Source organism: Micromonospora sp. URMC 105, assembly GCF_051386295.1.
Taxonomy (GTDB): domain Bacteria; phylum Actinomycetota; class Actinomycetes; order Mycobacteriales; family Micromonosporaceae; genus Micromonospora.
In genome coordinates, this window is record NZ_JBPQTL010000002.1 from 56,675 (window position 1) to 77,302 (window position 20,628).

The 20,628-nt window shown below is 68.9% G+C and carries 21 protein-coding genes and 1 pseudogene; 7 read left to right on the forward strand and 15 right to left on the reverse strand.

The window, feature by feature from the left end; translation table 11 throughout:
- Positions 1-20 precede the first annotated feature (20 nt).
- Positions 21-1,019, forward strand: a complete 999-nt coding sequence (locus ACSNN7_RS00880; protein WP_436678548.1) for a DMT family transporter — start codon at positions 21-23, stop codon at positions 1,017-1,019.
- Between the two features lie 112 nt (positions 1,020-1,131).
- Here ACSNN7_RS00880 and ACSNN7_RS00885 read toward each other — a convergent pair whose 3' ends face one another.
- Both ACSNN7_RS00885 and ACSNN7_RS00890 read right to left on the reverse strand, forming a co-directional pair.
- Positions 1,132-1,779, reverse strand: coding sequence for a GyrI-like domain-containing protein (locus tag ACSNN7_RS00885; RefSeq protein ID WP_436678549.1), 648 nt, complete (start codon positions 1,777-1,779; stop codon positions 1,132-1,134).
- Positions 1,751-2,296, reverse strand: a complete 546-nt coding sequence (locus ACSNN7_RS00890; RefSeq protein WP_436678550.1) for a PadR family transcriptional regulator — start codon at positions 2,294-2,296, stop codon at positions 1,751-1,753. Before ACSNN7_RS00890 ends, ACSNN7_RS00885 begins: the two co-directional genes overlap by 29 nt.
- Before the next feature lie 496 nt (positions 2,297-2,792).
- Here ACSNN7_RS00890 and ACSNN7_RS00895 point away from each other — a divergent pair, with 496 nt between their 5' ends.
- Entirely contained in the window at positions 2,793-3,563 is a 771-nt protein-coding gene (locus ACSNN7_RS00895) for a Type 1 glutamine amidotransferase-like domain-containing protein (RefSeq protein ID WP_436678551.1), read from the forward strand.
- A 36-nt stretch (positions 3,564-3,599) separates the two neighbouring features.
- Here the strand turns inward: ACSNN7_RS00895 and ACSNN7_RS00900 are convergent, their stop codons facing one another.
- Both ACSNN7_RS00900 and ACSNN7_RS00905 read right to left on the reverse strand, forming a co-directional pair.
- Entirely contained in the window at positions 3,600-3,956 is a 357-nt protein-coding gene (locus tag ACSNN7_RS00900) for a VOC family protein (protein WP_436678552.1), read from the reverse strand.
- A 393-nt stretch (positions 3,957-4,349) separates the two neighbouring features.
- Positions 4,350-5,375 (reverse strand): GlxA family transcriptional regulator, encoded by a 1,026-nt coding sequence (locus ACSNN7_RS00905; RefSeq protein ID WP_436678553.1) that lies wholly within the window; start codon positions 5,373-5,375, stop codon positions 4,350-4,352.
- A gap of 71 nt (positions 5,376-5,446) precedes the next feature.
- On the opposite strand from ACSNN7_RS00905, the gene ACSNN7_RS00910 reads away from it, so the two are divergent.
- On the forward strand, positions 5,447-6,814 hold the full coding sequence (locus tag ACSNN7_RS00910; protein WP_436678554.1) for an APC family permease: 1,368 nt from the start codon (positions 5,447-5,449) through the stop codon (positions 6,812-6,814).
- Between the two features lie 207 nt (positions 6,815-7,021).
- Here the strand turns inward: ACSNN7_RS00910 and ACSNN7_RS00915 are convergent, their stop codons facing one another.
- Positions 7,022-7,315 carry a hypothetical protein gene (locus tag ACSNN7_RS00915; RefSeq protein ID WP_436678555.1) on the reverse strand — a complete coding sequence of 98 codons (294 nt, stop codon included), beginning with the start codon at positions 7,313-7,315 and terminating at the stop codon, positions 7,022-7,024.
- Between the two features lie 716 nt (positions 7,316-8,031).
- Here ACSNN7_RS00915 and ACSNN7_RS00920 point away from each other — a divergent pair.
- The gene (locus ACSNN7_RS00920) at positions 8,032-10,011 is read left to right on the forward strand and encodes a hypothetical protein (RefSeq protein WP_436678556.1); all 1,980 of its coding nucleotides are present in this window, start codon (positions 8,032-8,034) and stop codon (positions 10,009-10,011) included.
- Between the two features lie 183 nt (positions 10,012-10,194).
- Here ACSNN7_RS00920 and ACSNN7_RS00925 read toward each other — a convergent pair.
- The 4 genes and pseudogenes from ACSNN7_RS00925 to ACSNN7_RS00940 form a co-directional block, all read right to left on the reverse strand.
- A pseudogene (locus tag ACSNN7_RS00925) lies at positions 10,195-10,780 on the reverse strand (GOLPH3/VPS74 family protein); the annotation flags it as partial.
- Positions 10,781-10,895: 115 nt separating this feature from the next.
- On the reverse strand, positions 10,896-11,333 hold the full coding sequence (locus ACSNN7_RS00930; protein WP_436678557.1) for a nuclear transport factor 2 family protein: 438 nt from the start codon (positions 11,331-11,333) through the stop codon (positions 10,896-10,898).
- A gap of 142 nt (positions 11,334-11,475) precedes the next feature.
- Entirely contained in the window at positions 11,476-12,354 is an 879-nt protein-coding gene (locus tag ACSNN7_RS00935; RefSeq protein WP_436678558.1) for a sugar phosphate isomerase/epimerase family protein, read from the reverse strand.
- A gap of 178 nt (positions 12,355-12,532) precedes the next feature.
- Complete coding sequence (locus ACSNN7_RS00940) at positions 12,533-13,726, reverse strand: MFS transporter (protein ID WP_436678559.1); 1,194 nt, start codon at positions 13,724-13,726, stop codon at positions 12,533-12,535.
- A gap of 98 nt (positions 13,727-13,824) precedes the next feature.
- On the opposite strand from ACSNN7_RS00940, the gene ACSNN7_RS00945 reads away from it, so the two are divergent.
- Complete coding sequence (locus tag ACSNN7_RS00945; RefSeq protein ID WP_436678560.1) at positions 13,825-14,208, forward strand: MerR family transcriptional regulator; 384 nt, start codon at positions 13,825-13,827, stop codon at positions 14,206-14,208.
- A 446-nt stretch (positions 14,209-14,654) separates the two neighbouring features.
- On the opposite strand, the gene ACSNN7_RS00950 is transcribed toward ACSNN7_RS00945, so the two are convergent.
- The 3 genes from ACSNN7_RS00950 to ACSNN7_RS00960 all read right to left on the reverse strand — a co-directional run bounded on the left by ACSNN7_RS00950 (position 14,655) and on the right by ACSNN7_RS00960 (position 16,313).
- Positions 14,655-15,080, reverse strand: coding sequence for a DUF6924 domain-containing protein (locus ACSNN7_RS00950; protein WP_436678561.1), 426 nt, complete (start codon positions 15,078-15,080; stop codon positions 14,655-14,657).
- Positions 15,081-15,254: 174 nt separating this feature from the next.
- Positions 15,255-15,458 carry a hypothetical protein gene (locus ACSNN7_RS00955; protein WP_436678562.1) on the reverse strand — a complete coding sequence of 68 codons (204 nt, stop codon included), beginning with the start codon at positions 15,456-15,458 and terminating at the stop codon, positions 15,255-15,257.
- Positions 15,459-15,572: 114 nt separating this feature from the next.
- On the reverse strand, positions 15,573-16,313 hold the full coding sequence (locus ACSNN7_RS00960; RefSeq protein WP_436678563.1) for an MIP/aquaporin family protein: 741 nt from the start codon (positions 16,311-16,313) through the stop codon (positions 15,573-15,575).
- A 374-nt stretch (positions 16,314-16,687) separates the two neighbouring features.
- Here ACSNN7_RS00960 and ACSNN7_RS00965 point away from each other — a divergent pair, with 374 nt between their 5' ends.
- Complete coding sequence (locus tag ACSNN7_RS00965; RefSeq protein WP_436678564.1) at positions 16,688-17,557, forward strand: aminoglycoside phosphotransferase family protein; 870 nt, start codon at positions 16,688-16,690, stop codon at positions 17,555-17,557.
- A 203-nt stretch (positions 17,558-17,760) separates the two neighbouring features.
- On the opposite strand, the gene ACSNN7_RS00970 is transcribed toward ACSNN7_RS00965, so the two are convergent.
- Entirely contained in the window at positions 17,761-18,081 is a 321-nt protein-coding gene (locus tag ACSNN7_RS00970; protein ID WP_436678565.1) for a hypothetical protein, read from the reverse strand.
- A gap of 11 nt (positions 18,082-18,092) precedes the next feature.
- Entirely contained in the window at positions 18,093-18,305 is a 213-nt protein-coding gene (locus tag ACSNN7_RS00975; protein WP_436678566.1) for a hypothetical protein, read from the reverse strand.
- Here ACSNN7_RS00975 and ACSNN7_RS00980 point away from each other — a divergent pair.
- Positions 18,267-18,686, forward strand: coding sequence for a hypothetical protein (locus ACSNN7_RS00980; protein WP_436678567.1), 420 nt, complete (start codon positions 18,267-18,269; stop codon positions 18,684-18,686). The genes ACSNN7_RS00975 and ACSNN7_RS00980 overlap by 39 nt on opposite strands.
- A 123-nt stretch (positions 18,687-18,809) precedes the next feature.
- On the opposite strand, the gene ACSNN7_RS00985 is transcribed toward ACSNN7_RS00980, so the two are convergent.
- Positions 18,810-20,099: a YncE family protein gene (locus ACSNN7_RS00985; RefSeq protein ID WP_436678568.1), complete on the reverse strand. Its 1,290-nt coding sequence runs from the start codon at positions 20,097-20,099 to the stop codon at positions 18,810-18,812.
- Positions 20,100-20,628: the final 529 nt, after the last annotated feature.

Here is a 20,628-nt window from a genome sequence, read left to right on the forward strand (position 1 = left end):
GGGCGCACGAGAATCGCCGTATGACGCCCGCGCAGCTTACCGTCGCCCCGACCCGGCCACACGACACCGAGGGCGACCGCGACCGCACGGCGTACCCCCGGCATTGGCCGACCCTCGCCGCCGCCGGGACCACGGTGTTTCTGTGGGCGTCGGCGTTCATCGGCATCCGCTTCGCCGGGCACGACTACTCTCCCGGCGCCATGGCGCTGGGCCGCATGGCGGCGGCGTCCATCGCGCTGAGCGCGTTCGTGGCAGTCACCGCCAGGCTGCGTCGCCGCAGCGCCCGGCCGGGGCACGCCGCACCGGGGCCGGACGGCGCGGCACCCCGCGGGGCCGCCCTGCGTAGCCGAGGCACCCTGGGGCTGATCGCGCTCTGGGGGGTGGCGTGGTTCGGCGGCTACAACGTGGCGCTTAACGCCTCAGAGCAGCTGGTGGACGCCGGAACGGCGGCACTGCTGGTGGCGGTCGCGCCTCTTCTCGTCGCGGTGGCCGCGGTCCTCGTCCTGGGCGAACGGCTCACCGGCCGGCTCGGCGTCGGGGTGGCGATCGCCTTCGCCGGCGTCGCCCTGATCGCGGCCAGCGGCTTCACCGGGCACGCCGACAAGGTCGGCGTCGCACTCGCGCTGCTCTCGGCCCTGCTGTACGCCTTCGGCGTACTGCTGCAGAAGCGCCTGCTGGCGCGCGTGGATGCCGCGACGATGACCTGGCTCGGCGCGCTGGCCGGGACTGCGGCGCTGCTGCCGTTCGCCCCCACGTTCATCGCGCAGCTCACCACCGCCCCGCCGGCGGCGAGCCTGGCAGTGCTTTATCTGGGTGTGTTCCCGACCGCGATCGGCTTCCTCACCTGGGGCTACGTCCTGTCCCAGTGGACCGCGGGACGCACCACCGCCGCGACGTACCTCTCACCGCCGGTGGCGGTCCTGCTGTCGTGGACGCTGCTGGGCGAGGTACCGGCGCCGCTCGCCCTGCTCGGTGGCGCGCTCTGCCTCGGCGGCGTGATCCTGGCGACGCGCCGCTGACTCCAGGCCGGCCGGGCCGGTCGCGACCAGGCTAAAGTCGCCGCGTTCGGCCGCATGCTGTCGCTGATCGTCAAGGCAGAAGAGCGCTGCTCGACGAGCTCAGAGGTCTCCGTCAGACCACATTTCCCGTGTCGAGGGTGACTGGCTGCCTGAGGATGGTGCGTTGCTTGTCGGGTGCTACCTTGCGGAAGTCGCTGAGGTAGATCTCGTGGTGAGTTCCGGTCATCCGAAGCCGGTTGGCGGGGATGTATTGGTGATGTAGTTGTGCCAGCACGTCGGCCTCGTCGTCGAAGGAACCGACGTGCAGCGTCTGCACGCAACGCCCTTCGGACAGTTCTTGCAGGCGGACGTCGTCGAGACGTGCCGGCCGGTGCTTGGCGCCGGCTTGCTCGATGGCGGTGGTGAACATGGGTTGGTCGATCCAGTCGGGGACCATGAGCATCAGCGTCCAGCGCCACCGTGACTTGTGCCGTGCGGTGGTGAAGGACGCCATGTCCTCGGCCCACCACAGGCCTTCCAGGGGCGATACGACGTAGTCCCGCCCGAGGTTGCGCTTGCTGGCGAACTTCAGCTTGTACGCCACCGGGTAGAGCGCCTGGATCGCCTCGGTGAAGGCGGGCGAGGTGTTGGGGTCGCCGTGGCCGTCGATCATGAGGTACTGCATGTCGGGTACGTCGACGATCCGGAACCGGCCCTGCTGTGCTCGGTAGGCGTCAAGCGTCTTCTTGAAGTCAATCTTGTCGTCGGTCTTGTTCGTCACGGGGCACCTGGACTCGGGCGACGAGCCACTGCCTTTCTGCATCCATGAGGCTCAGGGAATAGGAGAACACCTCGCGCGCCGCGCGCGGGAGGGGCGCTTGCGTCTGCTGCGCCGCCTGGACCGCGGCGATCCGGGCTTCGAGCTGCGCCAGCCGGGTGCGCAGCGCCTGCTCGTACTGCTGCGCCGTAAGCATGGACAGGTTGGCGACGCCGACCAGCAGTGGGTGCGGGGTGGGCCGTGCCTCGGCGATGAAGGCCAGCGCGTTACGTGCCGCGACCCGGCGGCCCTCGGCGGTGGGGTGGTAGACACGGCGCGACTTGGGGGCGAGCGGAGCCTCCGGGACATGGAGCAGGCCGCGCTGCTCCAACTTCGTCAGCAGGTAGTAGATCGAGGAGAACCCGATGTCGGTCCACTGCCGTATGCCCCGCTGCTCGATCACCTGCTGCAGGTCGTAACCGTGCTGCGGCCGTTCGATGACCAGGCCCAACACGGTCAGCTCAGCAGGAGTCAGCTCCATCGTGGGATTCTAGCACTAGAATAGGGCGGGGCTGGGCATGCTGTTCCCGTCGGCGACACGGAGCCCATGACCTCGATCGTGGCAGAGCGCTTGTGCGGCTCCATCCCGATGACCACACGATCTGACGTGCCACGCAACGCGTCCTCCGATGGTCGATCCACCTGGTTGTCGAGCCGGGAGGGCAACGCTACTTCGAGTAGGGCCAACCCCTTTGAGCCTCTCTCCGCCCTGGGGCGACGCCCGGGCCGCGCAGGCCAAGTGAGAGCCACACGACCGGCGTGGGCAGCGAAAAGGAGAGCGACAACCCGGGCGCCTCGACCGAAGCCTGGCCGGGCCACGGTCGTAGGTCAAGGAAACAAGTAGCCGATGTGCGCCGGGGGCTTGGGGGGTCGCAGCGGCGATGAGTTTCGTTGCGGTGTCCAGTCTGTACTCCCATACACCCCGATCTCCCGACTCTCGAGGAGAGCGTCATGAGCGCTACGTACAGGAGGCAAGCGTGAAGCTTCTTCTCACGTCCGCGGGCGTCACGAACCCGAGCATCCGCGATGCGCTGGTCGACCTGCTGGGCAAGCCGATCGCCGACTCCAGTGCCCTCTGCATCCCTACGGCGGCCCACCCCATGGGCGGGCCAGCCTCGGCCTGGCGCTTCATCACCGGTCAGACGCCGCTACCCATGTGCAGCCTGGGCTGGAAGTCGCTGGGCGTCCTCGAGCTGACGGCGCTGCCCAGCATCGGCGAGGAGCGGTGGGTCCCCTGGGTCCGGGAGGCTGACGTCATGCTCGTGGCCGGCGGCGATGCGACGTACCTGTGCCACTGGATGCGGCAGTCCGGGCTGGCGGACCTCCTGCCGTCGCTGCGGGACACCGTCTGGGTGGGGCTGAGTGCTGGGAGCATGGTGCTGACTCCCCGGATCGGTGCGGACTTCGTCGAGTGGCAGTCCGCGCCCGACGACCACACACTGGGAGTCGTCGACTTCTCGATCTTCCCGCACCTAGGTCTCGAGCCGGACAACACCATGGCTGGTGCCGAGCAATGGGCGGCCGAGATCGCCGGTCCGGCCTACGCAATCGACGACCAGACGGCCATCAAGGTGACCGACGGCACCGTCGAGGTCGTCTCCGAGGGGGCACTGGAAGCGATTCCCCTCCTAGCCGCGGCCAACGATGATCGGCGTGGCGAAGCACCCGCTCATGCCGCAGTCCGCAGCCCGTGCGCGCCGGACGCCGAGAAGCACGTCACGCCTCGTGGCGGGAGCGGGTTCGGCTAACCAGCATCTTCCGCACGTGCAGCCGCGAACGCCTCATCATTCGTAGTACTGAACCAAGCAGAACTCATGGCCCTCCGGATCTGCCATGACGACGACCACGCCCTCGTCGTATTGATGCCGTTCACCCGTCGCCCGGCCGCCCAGCTTGATTACCGCCGCCACGGCCTCCTCAATGTCGTCGACCGTGACGTCGAGGTGTATCCGCACCTTGCCAGCTGCAGGCTCGGACACCGGCTGAAACACCAACCGCGGCTGAGGATCACCCCGTTCGCCGAGGTAGATCCAGCCATCCTGCGACGGTCCGGGTTCCCGACCCAGCAAGGCGCTCCAAAATCGGGCCACGCGTTCGGGATCGAGGCAGTCGATCGTCACACCAGACCATGTGTACGTCACGTGCAGGATCCTGACAGATCTTCGGATCTACCCAGTGGAACTCCCGACATGTCCAGGGCGACGTTCCCCGCGCTGATCTGCCGCTGACCGCGCGCCGCTGAGGGCCGTCGAGTTCGTTCGCCGTCCGGGTGAGTAGTAACTCCGGGTAACAGCGGCAGCCACCGTGCGGCAACCCGTCGCGGAGGCGTCTTCCGTCTCGGCGATCCTGGCCGCCGGGGTGGAGGACCCGTACACCCAGGCGCATGGTCCCAACGAGAGCCTGCACCTGGGGAGTTAGGGCGGGCCTGCCTCGCCGAGGCGCTGCTGCTACATAACGTGGCGACCATCGTTTGACGGAAGTCCGACCTGCCGCTGGGCTGTGCTGGTGGGTGCCGGCGGCGCGGGGGCGTCGGGTCAGCCGGCGAGGCCGCCGGGGGAGGCGGCGGCCACCGCGCCCCGAGCGGCGCCGTGGCGGCCGGCGGCGGCACGGTAACGGAAGACGTGACGGTAGGTCTGCGGGGTCACCCCGCTGACCTTGCCGAAGTGCTGACGGAGGTTGGCACCCGTGCCGAAGCCGCTGCGATGGGCGATCCGCTCCACCGACTCGTCCGTGGTCTCCAGCAGCTCCTGCGCCAGCCGCACCCGTTGCTCCAGGAGCCACTGCAACGGAGTCGTGCCCAGCGTGTCGCGGAACCGACGGGCGAAGGTGCGGGGGCTCAGGTTCGCGTGCCGGGCCAGGTCGTTGACGGTGAGGGGCTGGTCGAGCCGGGCGCGCGCCCACTCCAGCACCGGGCTGAGCTCGTCGGGTGACGCGCCGCGTACCGGTGGCGCCGGGTACTGGGCGTGCTCACCGGGGCGGTGCGGTGGCACCACCATCCGACGCGCGACCTCGTGCGCGACCGCCGCGCCGTGGTCGCGACGCACGAGGTGCAGGCACAGGTCTATCGCCGCGGCCGTACCGGCCGAGGTGAGGATGTCGCCCTCGTCCACGTAGAGCACTCGGGGATCCAGGTCGACCAGCGGGTACCGGGCGGCGAAGTCCTGGGCGTTCATCCAGTGGGTGGTGGCGCGTCGGCCGTCGAGCAGACCGGCCGCCGCCATCACGTACGCGCCGGTGCAGATGCCCACGATGCGCTTGCCCCGTGCGTGCGCCACTCGCAGCGCCTCGACCAGGTCGGCCGGTGGTTGCACCTGGGTTGCCCGCGCACAGGCGGGGACCAGCACCGTGTCGGCCTCGACGAGGTCGTCGAGGCCGTACGTCGGGTTGAGCCAGGCACCGCCGGTGGCGCTCACCGGGCCCGGCTCGGCCGCACAGAGACGCATCTCGTACCACGGATCGGCGATGTCACGCCGGTCGGTGCCGAACACCTCCTGGGGCACCGCCAGCTCGAAGATCGGCAGGCTGTCGGTCACCGCCACCGCGACGACGTGCTGTCCCATGGCAGAAATCTACCGCGCCCCGGCGCTAATCCGGCTGTTGCGCGTGGGCGGTGCCATCGAGGGTTGACGTCATGGCAGAGACACAATCCGCTCCGGCGGCGGGCGGTCGGTTGACCGTCGCGCAGGGCACCGCACTCTATGTCGGCGCCGTTCTGGGCACCGGCGTCATCGCACTTCCCGCGCTGGCGGCCGAGGCGGCCGGACCGGCCTCACTGCTCGCCTGGCTGCTGCTCGTGGTCGTGTCCGCCCCATTGGCGGCGACCTTCGCCGCGCTCGGCAGCCGCTACCCCGACGCCGGTGGTGTCTCCACGTACGCCCGCATGGCCTTCGGTCCCCGGGCCGCTGCCGTTGTCGGCTGGTGCTTCTACTTCGCGGTCCCGCCGGGCGCCGCCGCGGCGGCGCTCTTCGGCGGCGCGTACGTCGAGGCCGCCGTCGGCGGTGGTGGGCGCACCGTGGCGATCACCGCCCTCGGGCTCATGGTTGTCGTGACCCTGACCAACTTCTTCGGGGTGAAGCTGGCGGGGCGGGTGCAACTGGCCCTCGCCGGCGTCCTGGTGACGTTCCTGCTGTTGGCCGTCTTCCTGTCGCTGCCGCACGCCTCGTCCGGCAATCTCGAGCCTTTCGCCCCCCATGGGTGGACGGCCATCGGCCCCGCAGCCGCCCTGCTGGTGTGGAGCTTCGTGGGTTGGGAGGCGATCACGCACCTGACGGCGGAATTCCGTCACCCGGAGCGGGACCTGCCGCGAGCGACCGCCGCGGCGGTCGTCGTGGTCGGGGTGCTCTACCTGGCGGTCGCCTTCGCCATCATCTCGGTGCTGGGGCCGGCGGCGGCCGAGGCCGACGCACCGCTCGGCGAGCTGTTCGCCGTGGCCCTCGGCGGCGACGCCCGCTGGCTCGCGGCGGCGGCGGCCCTGCTGCTCACGTTCGGCGCGATGAACGCCTACTACGCCGGCGCGGCCAAGCTCGGTGCGGCCCTCGGTCGGGACGGCGCGCTGCCCAACTGGCTCACCCGCGGCAGTGTGGCCGGTGAGGTGCCCCGGCGCAGCCTGGCGCTCAACGCGGCGCTGTCTTCCCTCGCCCTGTTCACGGTCGTCGTCACCTCGGTGGGCCCACGACCGCTGGTCCTGCTCACCACCGGGTCGTTCGTCACCGTCTACGCCGTCGGCGTGGCGGCGGCGCTGCGGTTGCTGCCCCGCCGCAGCAAGACGTGGTACGCCGCGCTGGTGACGGTCGGGGCGGTGCTCTTCCTGCTGGTGATGACCGGCGTCTACCTGGTCTGGCCGTTGACCGTCACCGGTGCCGCTCTGCTCTATCTCCGCGTGAGCGCAGGGCGGAGCGGGGCTCGCGCGGGCGACCGGACGGCCGTCGTCGACGACGCCGAGGGGTCCTTGACCGGCGCCGGGTCAGCGCAGGCCGGCCGCACCGACGTCCGGGCCTGAGGGGCCGGCGTTGGTGACCACGGCGGACACGATGCACTGGAACCGCTGGCCGACGTCGGCACGCGGCTGGCACACCACGGCCGTTTCGCTCAGCTGCACCTCGGGGCGGTGGAACACCGGAAAGACGTGTTCGAAGGCGACGGTGTTGTTGATGAGGTCTGGGTCGGTGACGCCGGGGGTGCTGACGTCGTCAGCTGGTAGTGAACGTCATCGGTAGATCGACGGTTGGCTGCAGCGTATCCGGACCTTGAAGTCGACGACGGCGGACTGCCCGCGTGCCAGCTGCCAGCTCCCGTGCGTCTGCGCGGGTTCGGCGGTGCAGTCGTGCGGCACGGTGACGGTCAGCGTGTCGGTGTCGGTGACGTCGGCGTAGCCGTCGTTAGGCGGCCGCCCGGCGGCCGCAACAACGACCCCGCCCCGCGCTACGACGTCCACGCCGCGACCACCACGATCGCCAAGACACCGGCTGCAAAGAAGACGAAGTCTGTTAATCCCGTCCACGCCGCACAGGTTAAAGATCAAGTTATCGATGTGGTGACGGGCCGTCGAGCACGTGTCTTTTTCTGCCGCTGAGAACCCGATGGACGAGTGATCGGCTGAACTGAACCCCGGCGATCGGGGATGAGGAGGGGCACGAATTGCTCAGCGCAGCCGTGTAGTGCCGCCGTTCGCAACCTCTTGGGTGATATCTCGCGGTGCAGCGGTGTGGTTCGATGACGATCCGAATGGGACGCAGACTAGCTGCAGCAGCCCGCAACGTTCGGGGCGGCGCAGGAGAGGGGGTGCCACGTGAGCCGAGCAGCAAAATGGCTGGTCAGCCTGGCAGTCGGCGGGGCGGTATCGGTTGCCGCTTTTCTGTTGGTTGCACAACTCGCGTCAGCGAGCTCCCACCGGTGGACCTTGGCGATGGCCGGCGTGGCCTCCATCCTCGGCTTGTCCGCTTCCATCGCCGCGAGCTGGGCAAATGCGGGCAACGAGAAGCCGTCTCTCTCGGTTGGAAGCCATACTGTCAGCCGCACGAAGATCAAGGGGGGTCCTGGCCCAACGGCTGCCGTCATGGGTGATGTCGGGATCAATACTGATCCCCCGGCGAGAGGGCAATCTCCTCAGTCGCCCCCGACGCAGCCGTGACCAGGCCAGCCGAGAGCCCCGGGGGGCAGCAGCAGAACGTCAAGGGCAGCACCATCAAGGGTGGTGCTGGGCCGACGGCGGGGGTCATGGGAAGTGTCGCTGTCCATCACGGTGACGTCTACCGTGAAACCACCAACTTCTTCTTTGTCAACAACACCTCGTATCCTCGGGCCACCATCGAGGAAAGTTGTGAGCTACTCGAGAGCCACGGCTCGCGAAGGGCCCTCGAGCTGCTTCGGAAGCAGAAGGATGAGGGGTATCGGCGGCTGTTGCTGCGTAAGCTTCCCCCGGAGAAGGCGGTGGGCATTATCGAGGTGATGGCCGTGCAGCTCGATGGCCACCTCGACTGCGCGAATCACCTTGGCCCCTTGGACGCCGAACATGCGCTGCCGCTGCTGCGTGCGCTTGATCCCCTGATCCAATCGAAGATCGTCGCGTGGATGGACCGCGACGATGCTGCGCGCCTTCTCGCCGCTCTGGCCGCTGATCCGAAAGGCGCCGTCGAGGCCAGTCATCTCATCGGGCGGGTCGCCGCGTCGAAGACCGGTCACCTCGCGGGCCCGCAAGGGGCTGCCGCCATCCTTCCGTTAAGCCCGGAAGTACTGGCACACCTGCCATTCGAACCGGCCACCGCCCTGATGCTATGCGCGTTGGGCGAACGCGTTCTCCCCGTACTTGATGTCATCGGCAGCGAGGCAGCCAGCCGCCATCTGTCGGGGATGGCGGCGCAACGGCCGGCCGCCGTGGCGGCCCTCCTCAACCGTGATGACTCGGTTGCCCGAATGGTGCCGTGGATCAACGGAGCCTCCGCCGAAGTCCTCGCTGCTGTATTCGCCTGGATGAGCCCACCTGCGGTCATTCGTCTGCTCAATGCCCTCCGGGCTGACCGTGCCGCTGGCTTGCTCGCGCAGCTGCCCGCCGGGCGATGGCTAGAGGGCATGAACCGGACCAAAGCTGCTGCGGTTATCGACACGCTCACGGCGAGGGATCCTTCCGCAGCGGTGAAAGTCCTTCATCGATGTGACCTGATAGCTGGCGCCGAACTGATCGCCCGCATGGGAACTACCCCAGACCGTCGTCCCGTACTTCTCCGTCAGATGCCGCCAGCTAACGTGCTTGTCCTACTCGCCGAACTGAACCGGGTCGAGCCTGAGCTAGCGAAGTCTCTCCTGCTGTCCGAACCCCGCGGACCGTCGTACCTGGGAACTTGGCCGTCGTGGGCCGCCACGAAGGCGTTGATCAACGTGGCGCCGCACTACTTGCAACGGGGCCGGGCCGATCAACAGCAGCGGCTGCCCGAGACACTCCGCCTTCTACTGCGTACTTGGTTGACCGTCAGGCTGGCCGCAGGGGGGTGGACGGCAAAACTTCGTCCGCGGCGCCGACGTGATGCGCTGTCCGCCGCTGTCGGCGCGGTCACCGCTGTAGCAATGACCCTCGTCATAACTGCCCCCGCCCGCCCGGACCAATCAGCCACCGCCGCCGGCCCTGCCGCATCCCCGAGCCATCCGTCAGGCAGCGCAAAGGCGGCTCCTATCAGCATTCCCCGCTTTCCGTCGGATCTGCCATTGACGAGCAATCGATTGTTATGGAAGATCGACGAGTGCCCCGGCTGGACTGAAGAGACCGCGTTTCGCAGCGACCCCATCGACCGCGTCACGATGCTTCGGCTGGTCTGCACCCTTCATAAGAGCGCGCCCGCAACCCAGGTGGCCTATCTCCAGTACCCGCCCGATGCCGTTCCCTACAGCAACAGGCCCACCGAGCAGTACCCCATCCCGTCCGGATCGCCTGGGGCTACCGTCTACCGCCTCGTCACCCCAGACAGACGTCAAGGAGAACAGGCCCCCGCGTGGTCACGGGCTGACGGTCGGCGTGGACAGTACATGGAGTACCTTCCCGACAAGCACAAGTCGGCAATCTGGCTGGAGGAGGAAGTCCTGCCGGCGCAAGCTGTCGTGCTCTTCGGACCAGACCCCTACGGCTTGAGCGAAGCGGAGCTCGCCGCGTTGTTCGCAGAGCTACGTGGCGTCCTCACTCGGCACGGCTACATCCTTGAGACGTAGCCGGAATTGAATTCCTCCTCGTTATGCGTTCCCGGGAGGACGTCGGGTACGAGCCAGGCGCCGAGCGGTTCGGTGTGTAGGGCGTCGGCGGTGAGGGTGGCGATGGCGCGTGTGTCGGTTCAGCGAGCGGCGCGGATGCGGGGCACGGCGGGCACGTCTCGGATCCTTCGTTGTGGGCCGAAGCTAGCGGTAGGCGGCGGTGGCGAGGTCGCCGATGGTGGCGTCGACGGCGGCGACGATGTTGCGTACGGCCTGGTAGTGCTGGTCGGCGATCGCCGCCAGGTGTGTGGTGACCGTGGTGGTGTCTTGGTCGAGGTAGAGGTGTTCCGCGAGGCCGAGGACTGCGGTGAGGCCGGCGAGGGCGCGGTGTGGTTGTCGGGTTTGTTCCCGGCCGGCGATGAGGTAGCGCAGCCGGGATCGGGCGACGACCGCCCATTTGCTATCGGTGGCCTGGTAGCTGTCGGCGCGCAGGAGGCCGGCCAAGGCGTCGCCGGCTGTGCTGGCGCAGGATGCCGGCGGCAACGAGCCTGGCTCGGGTCCGGTCGTACATGTCGGTGGAGAAGGTCCGAAGCCACATCTTCAGCGGCGGGGCAGCGTGCCGGATGGTGGCGAAAGCGAAGTCGTCCATCAGGTCGCCGACGGGTGTGTCGGTGTGCAGGCGGATGCGCTGGTCGGTGACGGGACGGGTGCCGTCGCGGGGGCTGAGGTGGATCCGTCCGGCGAGGAACGGGTCGAACAGCACGGCGCCGGCGAGGCCGAGGGCGAGGGATCCTTTCGGCAAGTCATGGCGCAGGCGCGGACCGCCGTCCGTGCGATCTGCTGACGTGGGAGTCTTGAGTGGCTACTGGTCGTTGTCTCAGGACCCCCGACCACGGCTCAAGATTTCAGGCTGCGGATGAGCCCCGGTGCAGTTGGCGGATCCGGTCGGTGTCCTGGCTGGCGAAGTCGGGGTCGGCGTAGATGGCCACCCGGTTGATGAGGCCGTCGCGGAACTCGAACACGTTGCAGAAGGCGCCCTGAGAGATTGTGCCGTCCGGCCAGCGGGTGCCGTCGGGCATGACACCCCGTTCCCGCCCCTCGACGACCACCGTCGAGCCGGAGCTGATGAAGTGGAGGTCGTCGTGCTCGAACCGCCCGCCGAGCGCGCCGAGTGTCTGCGCGAGCTGGCCGATCTCGGCCTTGCCCCGAGCGAGTCCGAACTTGGGGAAGTACGCCGTGGCGTCATCGGTGAAGAGGTCGAGCAGAGCCGGGTCGCCGGCGTCGACCAGGCGGAAGTACTCCTGGGCCCGGGCGGTAAGCATGTTGTGGTCGGTGTTCTTCATGCTTCTTACGCTCCTGTTCCTGTCGGGTTGACGGGTTGTCGCAACCCGTCAGTCGGGTATGTCGCTGGGAGGGGGCTGGGCGTCTGGTTCGCGGCGCGGAACCGGTCGAGGTATCACCAGACAATTGGCGAACTGAGCATCGCTAGAGCCTCTTCGGCACCTTGATGCCGGCTTGGGCCAGAACGTTGCGGGTGGTTTCACCGTCGCGCCGGCCGGCCTCTGCTGGGTCCATCGCGTCGGCGACCCGGGAGAAGGTTTCGGGGCCGGCCTGGCGCAGGTTGCCCTTCTCGGCCACGATTCGCACCACGTCCACCACCGGGATGTCACCCTCCCCGGCGAAGGCCCGGTAGTTCAGCCCGTCGTCGGCGAGGCTCTCACCCTGCGGCTCGCGCGCGCCGTCGGCGAGCTGCGCGCTCCACAGGAACCGGGCCGGGATGGAGCGCAGCAGCTCCAGGTCGAAGTCGCCGCGGAAGAAGTGCCACGTGTCGATCGTGATGCCGCTGTTCGGCCGGTCCGCCTGGCGGACGATTGTCCAGGCGTCGGAGAGGTTGGGCACCCCGAACACCGGGACGAACTCCAACTGCACGTCCATGCCGGCGTCGGCGGCGCGGTCGCAGAGCTGCGCGAAACCTTCGGTCAGTACGTCGACCGGCGGGGCCTGGGAGACGGCGAAGGCGGGGAAGGCCAGGATCGTGCGTACTCCCAGCCGCTCGGCGATGGCGAAGGCGTCCCCAGCGGCCGGGTCGAACTTGTCCTTCAGAGCTCCGCCGCCGGCGGCGAGGTCGATCGGCGCCCAGTCGGCGAAGGCCTCGAAGTGCCGGATCGGCACTCCGGCGTCCTCGGCCATGCCGATCATGGCCTGCGGCGACAGTCCCGATCCGCCCGCCGCGCGGTAGGTGTCCGCCCCGACGGCCATGCTGGTGAATCCGCCGGCCTGCGCGGCGCGGACGTGTTCGACGAACGGCTTGGTCCGTACCGGCCCGGGCCAGAAGACCAGGTCGAGGTTGGGCTCGTCGGTCATGAGAGGTTCCTTCTGCGAGAGGTGGTTGATGTGGCGAACAGGTGGCGTGGCTGGCTCCGGAGCCGCGTCTCGGGCAGCCCGCGCCGCTTTACCCGCTTCGGGTGTCCGTGAACGGTCGAGCGCTGGCGCCGGGTGTGGCCGGGCCCGGTGTGGCGGTGGGATTGGCGGCGCGGGCGGCTCACGCCGCGGCGGTCACCAGCTGGTCCTCGGGTTCGGTCAGTCCGGACTGCCGGCGACCGCGCGGGAGGATCAGGTAGGTCAGGGCGAGCCCGATGAGGCTCAGCGCTGCCCCGACGAGGCCGGTCCAGCGCACCGCGCCGGCCGCGAGGATCAGCCCCCCGCCGATGGACCCGGCGGCGGCGCCGAGGTTGAGCGCGCCCACGTTGACCGCGACGGCGAACGTGGGCGCCTTGCCGGCGTGGTGCAGGATCATGGCCTGCAGGGGGGCGATGATGGCGGTGCCGAGCAGGCCCAGCAGCAGCACGGCGAGCACGGCGGTCGGCTGCCACACGACCGCGAACGGGATGAGGGCCAGCACGCCGGTGAGGCCCCCGAGTACGCCGCGTACCGTCGTGCTCATCGACCGGTCGGTGAGCCGTCCGGCGGCGATGTTGCCGACGAGGCTGCCCGCGCCGTAGGCCAGCAGCAGCCCGGAGACGGTCGCCGGCGAGAAGTGAGCGACCCGGGTCAGCAGCGGCGCGATGTAGGTGAAGACGACGGTGACACCGGCGAAGGCGACCGCCGCGGTGGCGACCGCCAGCAGCACCGGCTTGCGGGTCACCACGTAAAGCTCGTCACGGATGCGGGTGGAGGGCGCGTCCCGGCGCGGCAGGACGACCGCGAGCAGGACGGTGGCGAGCAGGGCGAGCACGGTCAACGCGAGGAACGGCGCCCGCCAGCCGGCCGCCTGGCCGAGCATCGCACCGAGCGGTACGCCCAGCAGGGTGGCCACGGTGAACCCGGACGCGACGGCCGCGATCGCCGTACCGACCTTCTCGGCGGGCACCAGTGTGGTCGCCATCACCACCGCGATGGCCAGGAAGGCGGCGTGGCTCAGCGCGGAGACCACCCGGCCCACCAGCAGCATCTCGTACGATCCGGCGAACGCGCACAGGGCGCTGCCCACCGCGAACATGAGCACCATCGCCAGCGCCAGGCCCTTGCGCGGCATGCGGGACGTGGCCATGGCGACGAGCGGCCCGCCGATCACCACACCGAGGGCGTACGCGGTCACCGCCTGCCCGGCGGTGGCCTCCGACACCCGCAGGTTCTCCGCCACCTGCGGCAGCATGCCGGCGATCAGATACTCCGCGGTGCCGATGATGAAGACGCTGGCAGTGAGCGCGGCCAACGAGAGCACATTCTTCTTCATGTCGGCGATGCTAAAGTTTGACATCGGTGTGAGAGTCCACCGTTGCCCAGGTGAGCCACCACACACCCACGCCCACACCCACCCGACGGGAGGCAGGCATGCGGATCGGTGAGCTGTCCCGACGTACCGGTGTCAGCGAGCGGCTGCTGCGCTATTACGAGGAGCAGCACCTGCTGAAGCCCCAGCGGCGCCCGAGCGGCTACCGCGAGTACAGCGAAGCCGACGTCGGCACGGTGCGCCGCATCCGCAGCCTGCTCGCCGCGGGCCTGAGCACCACGACCATCGCCACCGTCCTGCCGTGCGTGCGAGAAGAGGGTGAGCGGCTCGTGCCGACCTGCTCGGTCATGCTGGCCGACCTCACCCAAGAGCGCCGGCGGATCATCCAGGCCATCAACGACCTGCAGGCCTCGCGGGACGCGCTCGACACCGTCATCGCCGCCGCACCCGCCGACATCCGGTCGGCGGCCAACTCCGCCTACTGATCCGTCTCGCAAGCAACGCGGCGGCCGCACCGGACGTCATGGGGCGCGGGCGCACGTCGGGCGGCCTGCGGTGGACGGGTGCATCAGCCGCCGTCAGGCCGGCGGGCGCTACGCCCAGGTCGTGCGCCCCTCGTCGCCTGGGCCGAATACCCCTACCGCATTCGCCGCCGAAACAGCGACGACGCTGCCACCCTCACCGACCGCGGCCACAATCTCGTCGTCGTACCGTCCGCTCTCCTCGTTCTTGGGGGCGGCCGTGCCCGTTTCGTGCCCGATGTGGCGGTCAACACCGGGCAACATCGGCACTTTGACGACGTCAACTCGAACGCTCCGTGTTGCTCGACCAGCCGGCACTGCTACCCAGGGTGTAGATCAATCCGATTTCTAAGCTGACAGTGCAGGTTCGACTCCGGTTACCAGCTTCACGCGAAGGCCCAGACCAGGGCTTAGTCCCCGTCGAGGCCGCGGTACGTGCCGGAACTGTCGGCGGCTTCAGCGACCTCGTCAAAGTCCAGATTCGCGATGGTGAGGTTGGTCGAGACGTCCGCGAACCAGCGGGGCGGTACCCGGAAGGTACGGCCGGGCTCGTGGGCCAGATCGACGGCGAGCAGCGGGCGCTCGACGTCGGTCATCGTGGTTGCATCGGCGAGGAAGAGGTAGATCAGCTTATCTTCGTGGCTCGCCGCGTTGTCCGCGTCGACCAGCTCGTGGAGGCTCAGGCTCGCGTAGTTCGGGTCGCTAACGAAGGTTGCGCTGTCGTGGCCCTCCCAGGTGTGCAAGGCCGTCTTCAGGGCTTCCCATGCCGCATCGTCGGTGAAGTCCGTACGGAGAACCAGCGACGTGAGGTCGTCCGGCTGAGGCAGAGATATCACGACGAGGATGCTCCCAGCCCTCCGCCCGGCTGACCACGCTCTGGGGCACACATGGGGCACAAGACACCGTGAAACGCCGTCAAGTAACACTGAATGATGGCAGCTGAGACGCCGTACGAGCAGGCGCTGCGCGCCGTTCCCGCCGGTGGCGGGACAGCCGCTCTAAGTTCCGCTTCAACGTCTGAGCCCGGCCCGTTCCCGCAGGTCAGCCCGTTGGGTCGTCGCTTTCACCCCGGGGGCACAGCCCCACGCGTCATCGACGGCGCGGCGGGTGCGTGCCTCCGAGTCCGGCATCAGGTGGCCGTAGGTCGACAGGACCAGGGTCGCGTTCTCGTGCCCCAGCCGTTCGGCGACCACGATGACCGACTCGCCCTGCATCAGCAGGACCGAGGCGTAGTGATGCCGCAGATCGTGACTCGGTCGGCTCGATGCTACGGACGGGCAGGGTGATGGTGCGCCGCAAGACCCGGGTCGGCGGGTCGCGCCTGGGGGTTAATGGCCGCCGTCCTCTTGCTCCTGCTGAAAAGCTCGCAAGACGTAGGCGGCGACGAATGCGCCCAGGAGGCCTCCGATCACCGGGCCGATGATGTAGAGCCAGAAGTCGTCGAGCTGCCCCGAAACGATCATCGGGCCCAGAGCGCGAGCCGGATTGACTCCTCCGCCCGTGAGCGGCCCGCCGATGAACACGCCCGCCGCCAGCGCAAAGCCAACCGCGATGCTGGCGATCTGCGCGCTGGGGACGCGCGGATCGCTTGCCACGAGTCCGACGACGAAGACCAGGACGAATGTGATCAGCGCCTCGGTGAGCAGCCCTTGCCCGACGTTGACGCCGTCGGCGAGGGCGGTCGCGCCGAGGTTGGCATCATCGCGCGCGGCGTCACCGAAGCACAGCCAAATGGCGAACGCGGCGAGGATCGCCCCGGCGAGCTGTGCGCCGAGGTAGCCGGGCACGCTGCGCCACGGGAACTGCCCGATCGCCGCCTGTCCGATCGTCACGGCCGGGTTGACGTGACCGCCCGATATGGGTCCGATTGCCGCCACGACCGCGACCAGCGCGATGCCGAAGCCCAGCGCGACAGCCAGCGAGTCGTAGGAAGGCCCCGCGGTGGGACGCTGCAACGCCCCGGCCACCGCGACCGAGCAGCCGACAAAGACCAGAATGAACGTGCCCACGAGCTCGGCGACCAGCGGACGCGCGGGCGCAACGCCCGTACTGCTGCTGTACAGCGCCATCTCGACTCCTTTTTCGCCGGGTTTCCGCCGGGTTGCTTACCTCCGAGCGACCGGTCGAAACAGAAGCGAGCCCGCTTACGTGCCAACCCAGCGTCCAGCCCGCCCGGCACGTCATCCCGACTCCCCGCCTCGCAGAGAATCGACGCCCTACGGAGACGTCGAACTCACCGCGGCCGAACCGGCCCGGTGTCGCGGATCAGCTGGCGGACGACTGCCGCACACCACCCGACGGAGGACAGGCCGGCTGCCGGCTGCCGGCAGTGTCCGGTCTCAGGACCTCCGTTACAGATCTGTCTCAGGACGTAGGTGACACTGCGGCTAGGCTCCGTAAACCAGCCATGGCCCGAAGGAGGTCCGGTATGCCTGGTGGCCGGATGCACGCTGACGAGGTGCACACGGACGCGGATTTGGTACGCCGTCTGGTCACGGCGCAGTTCCCGCACTGGGCGCAGTTGCCAATTGAGCAAGTCAGTTCGGCCGGCACCAACAACGCGATCTACCGCCTGGGGGAGGACATGGCGGTCCGGCTGCCACGCATCGAGGACGCCGTCGCACAGGCGGAGTTCGAGTACCGGTGGCTGCCGCGCCTGGCTTCGCAGATGCCGGTGGCAATACCGGAACCGATCGCGCTGGGCTCGGCCGGGGAGGGCTACCCGTGGCCGTGGGCGATCAACCGGTGGATCGATGGACAGACCGCAACCGACGACAACGCTGACCCGTACCAGTTGGCCGTCGGCCTTGGTGAGTTTGTCGCCGGACTACGGCGAGCCGACCCGGCTGGCGCTCGGCAGGGCTACCGCAGCGGTCCCCTGCGGGCAAGGGACGACTTTGTGAGGGAGTGGACCGCCGCCGCGCAGGGCCTGATCGACACCGATGCGGTGATCGAGGTCTGGGAGGAGGCACTCGCCGCACCCGAGTGGGACGGGCCGCCCGTCTGGACTCACGGCGACCTGCTCGCCGGAAACGTGCTCGTCGGCGGGGGGCGTCTGAGTGGAGTCATCGACTTCGGTGCCTCCGGTGTCGGTGACCCCGCATGCGATGCCATAGCCGCTTGGACCTTGCTGACGGCGGGTAGCCGGGACGTGTTCCGCAAACTCGCCGGGTTCGACGACGCGACCTGGACGCGGGGACGCGGCTGGGCGCTGACGTTCGTCAGCGCGTTGACGTACTACCGAGAAACCAACCCGGCAATGGTTGCCGTCGCAGAGCGGGCGATCGGCGAGGTACTAGGCGAGCGGGACTGACCGGGAAGTCCAGCTTGTGTCTGCTGTCTCGGGAGGCACACCCCGAACGTCACCCAGGTCCTGATACCGATCTGTCACGCAGGTCCCGAGACCGGACAGCCGGCTGCCGGCATGTCTAGTCCCACCACATGCTTGACGAATCCGTCCCAGGACATGCTCGACGTTTGGCCTAGAACTCTGTCCTGAGGAGGGTCTTCGGGCGGTCATAGATCGATGCGCTGTTCGATGGCGGTCGGGTCGTCTGGCTCGCCGAAGCGGAGGGTGGCGTGGGCTGGCTTGGCGGTGAAGGCTCGTAGCTGCGGCTCCATCGCTGCGAAGAGTCGGGTGGCGTCGGGACCGTAGGCGTAGAGGACCGCTCCGCCGCCGCCGAACTCGTGACCGTCGAAGTCACCGGCGTCAGCGGCCTTGATTGCTTCTGTCAGGCGGCTTGCGAGGTCGTAGATGGCCTGCCGGTCCTGTTCCTCACCGAAGCCACCGCCTGTCAGAGGGTAGCGGACGATGACGGCATGCTCGGGTGCGCTCATGTGGTGCTCCTTCATCGGTTGATGCCAACCCCGTCGGTGGTGCCGGTGACGGCGACCTTACGAGGTCGGCTGACCTTGATGTTGCGCACCGGCTGGTCGGTGGTGCGTCGGACGGTGCGGATGCCGTCGTCGCAGGTGATGGCCAGGTCGGTGTCAGTGACGTCGATCGTGACGGTCTTGCCGGCGTGGACGCGGCCGAGGGCGACTTTCTGCCCGACGACCATGACGACCCCGCTGTTGGAGGCTCGGCGCTGAACCTGCACGGGTCCGGTTGCGGGTCGCGGGCGTGGTCCGGCGGGTCGGGCACCCCGCAGCCGGGCCACCTCGGTAGGGGTGAGCGGGTTCGGTCGGGTGCGCAGCAGCTGCCGGGTGTCGAGGTCGAAGAAGCTCAGCGTCTTGTCCTCGATGCGGATGCCGACGCGCCGGCCGCCGAGGATTTCGGCGGCCAGGACGATGTGTTGCCCGAGGGAGACGTGCCCGCCGCGGCTGATGGTCCGGTCGACCTCGACCGTCTCACCTGGTGGCGCCGGCGGCAAAGGTGGTTCACCAGCTGGCCGGCCGCCCTGTGTGAGCAGGCCAGCGAGGTCGGCTGCGGACAGGTGTGAGCGCACCGACTTGATGCGGGCCCCGGCTATCAGGAGGTGGATGACGTGCCTCAGTCATCGACGTGTAGCGCACTTTGGCAGCATGCCCGTTGGCTCGCCTGGGGCCGGGGGTCGCGAGAGTGTTCAGCCGGTGGTGGGGGTGGTCCAGTCGATGGGTAGCCGGCCGATGCGGACCCGTTGCGGGTGGTCGCCGACCGGCACTGATGCCACCCGCTGCCCGGTGGCGAAGTCGATGGCGCTGACCCGGTCGGCACCGGCCTCGGAGATCACGCAGTGCCGGCCGTCGGCGCTGACGGTCGCCCAGTAGGGTTTGCTCGCCGGCACCAGGGGACCCTCCTGGAGAGTGGCCCGGTCCACCACGGTGGCGTAGTCGTCCATCGTTCCGGCGACGCAGACCTTCGCGCCGTCCGGGCTCATCGACAGCCCGTGTTGGCGCGAGTCGTTGACCCAGGTGGTGCGGTCCGGGTCGGTGCGCGGGTCGGCCGGCAGGGTGCGGACGCGGGTGATCCGGTCGGTAGCCACGTCGTACTCGATCAGACCGTTGAAGAACGACACCTGGAAGTAGAGCGTGGACTCGTCGGGAGTGAAGACGGCCGGGCGTACGGCGTCGGACAGGTCCTTGCGTCCGAACCGGTCCAGCCGCTCGCGCATGTCGATGACCCGGACCACCTGGAAGGTGGCGGCGTCGGCGATCGTGATGCGCCGGTCGCCCTTGGTCCAGTCGAGCCAGGGCGCGTCGAGCGCGGTGTTGACCTCGCCGATCGACATGTTCCACAGGTACCGGCCGTCGGCGGTGAAGATGTTCTCGTGCGGCTTGTCGCCAGCCCGGAACGAGCCGACCTCGCGGCCGGTGACGATGTCGAGCACGTGCACGGTGTTCGAGGTGGAGGCGGAGACCGCGACCCGGCGGCCGTCGGGCGAGACGGCCATGTGGTCTGACCGGAACCCGGAGACGGGGAACCGCCACCGCACGGCGCCGGTGGCTAGATCGAGGGAGACGACATCGGCCAAGCTGGGCCGGGAGATCACCAGCGAACTACCGTCGGGGGTCGTGTACATGTCGTCGACGAACTGGTCGTTACCCTCGCCCGGGCCAAGCCGGATGCCGAGGAAGAATGCCAGCCGCACCGGGTCGCGGTAGATCTCACGGAGACGGGCCGCCCGGTCAGGGATGGCGTCGAGCCGGCCGATCCGGGCGTAGTCACCTTCGGCCTCGATGACGTCGACGGTGCCGTCCCAGTTGTTGCCCACGAACATCACCTGCCGCAGGGCGGTCGTCGCCGCTGCCGGGGCCGGGACCGCGCCGGCGAGCGTGACGGTGACAGCGGCGGCGAGGGCGGCGGCGACGGCTCGGCCAGGGCGACGGCCCAGCGGTGGACGAGACCGTGGCGCGCGGTGTCGGAAGGGGGTCACAGCGGCCTCCAGAAACGCGAGAACCCTCCTGCTTCCTGAGGCTGACATCAAAGCACATCGATCGAATCGTCGGAAGGGGTACCTCGTCCCCGCACGCCGACAAGGGATGCCACCGCCGCTTCGGCGGATCGGTGCGGCTGGCGCCCGTACACGGGGTTCGGCCACGGTGCTGGACGAGCAGCGCTGGAGCCACCGACCCGGGCGAGCCGCAGGGGGCGCGGCTACCCGAATTTACGCGTCTTCGGAACAACGCCTACCCATCTGCAGAGCAGCGGCCCCGCACAGGAGCCGCTGAACCCGGAGCGTCGGCAGCGGGCTCAGGCGGCGTGATCGCGTGGTAATGCCTCTGCGGCAGAACCAGTACCTTTCCGTCCGTCCGCTGAGCAGCGGCCGTGCCGACAAGCGGCGTGAGCCACAGCGCATCTCGCCGCACCAATTTTCACTGCGTGGATCCCGAAGCGGGCCCTGTTGTTTTCGGGCCACCGGCGTACGGATGTGGACGCCATGGCTGCGATCCCGAAGCGGGCCC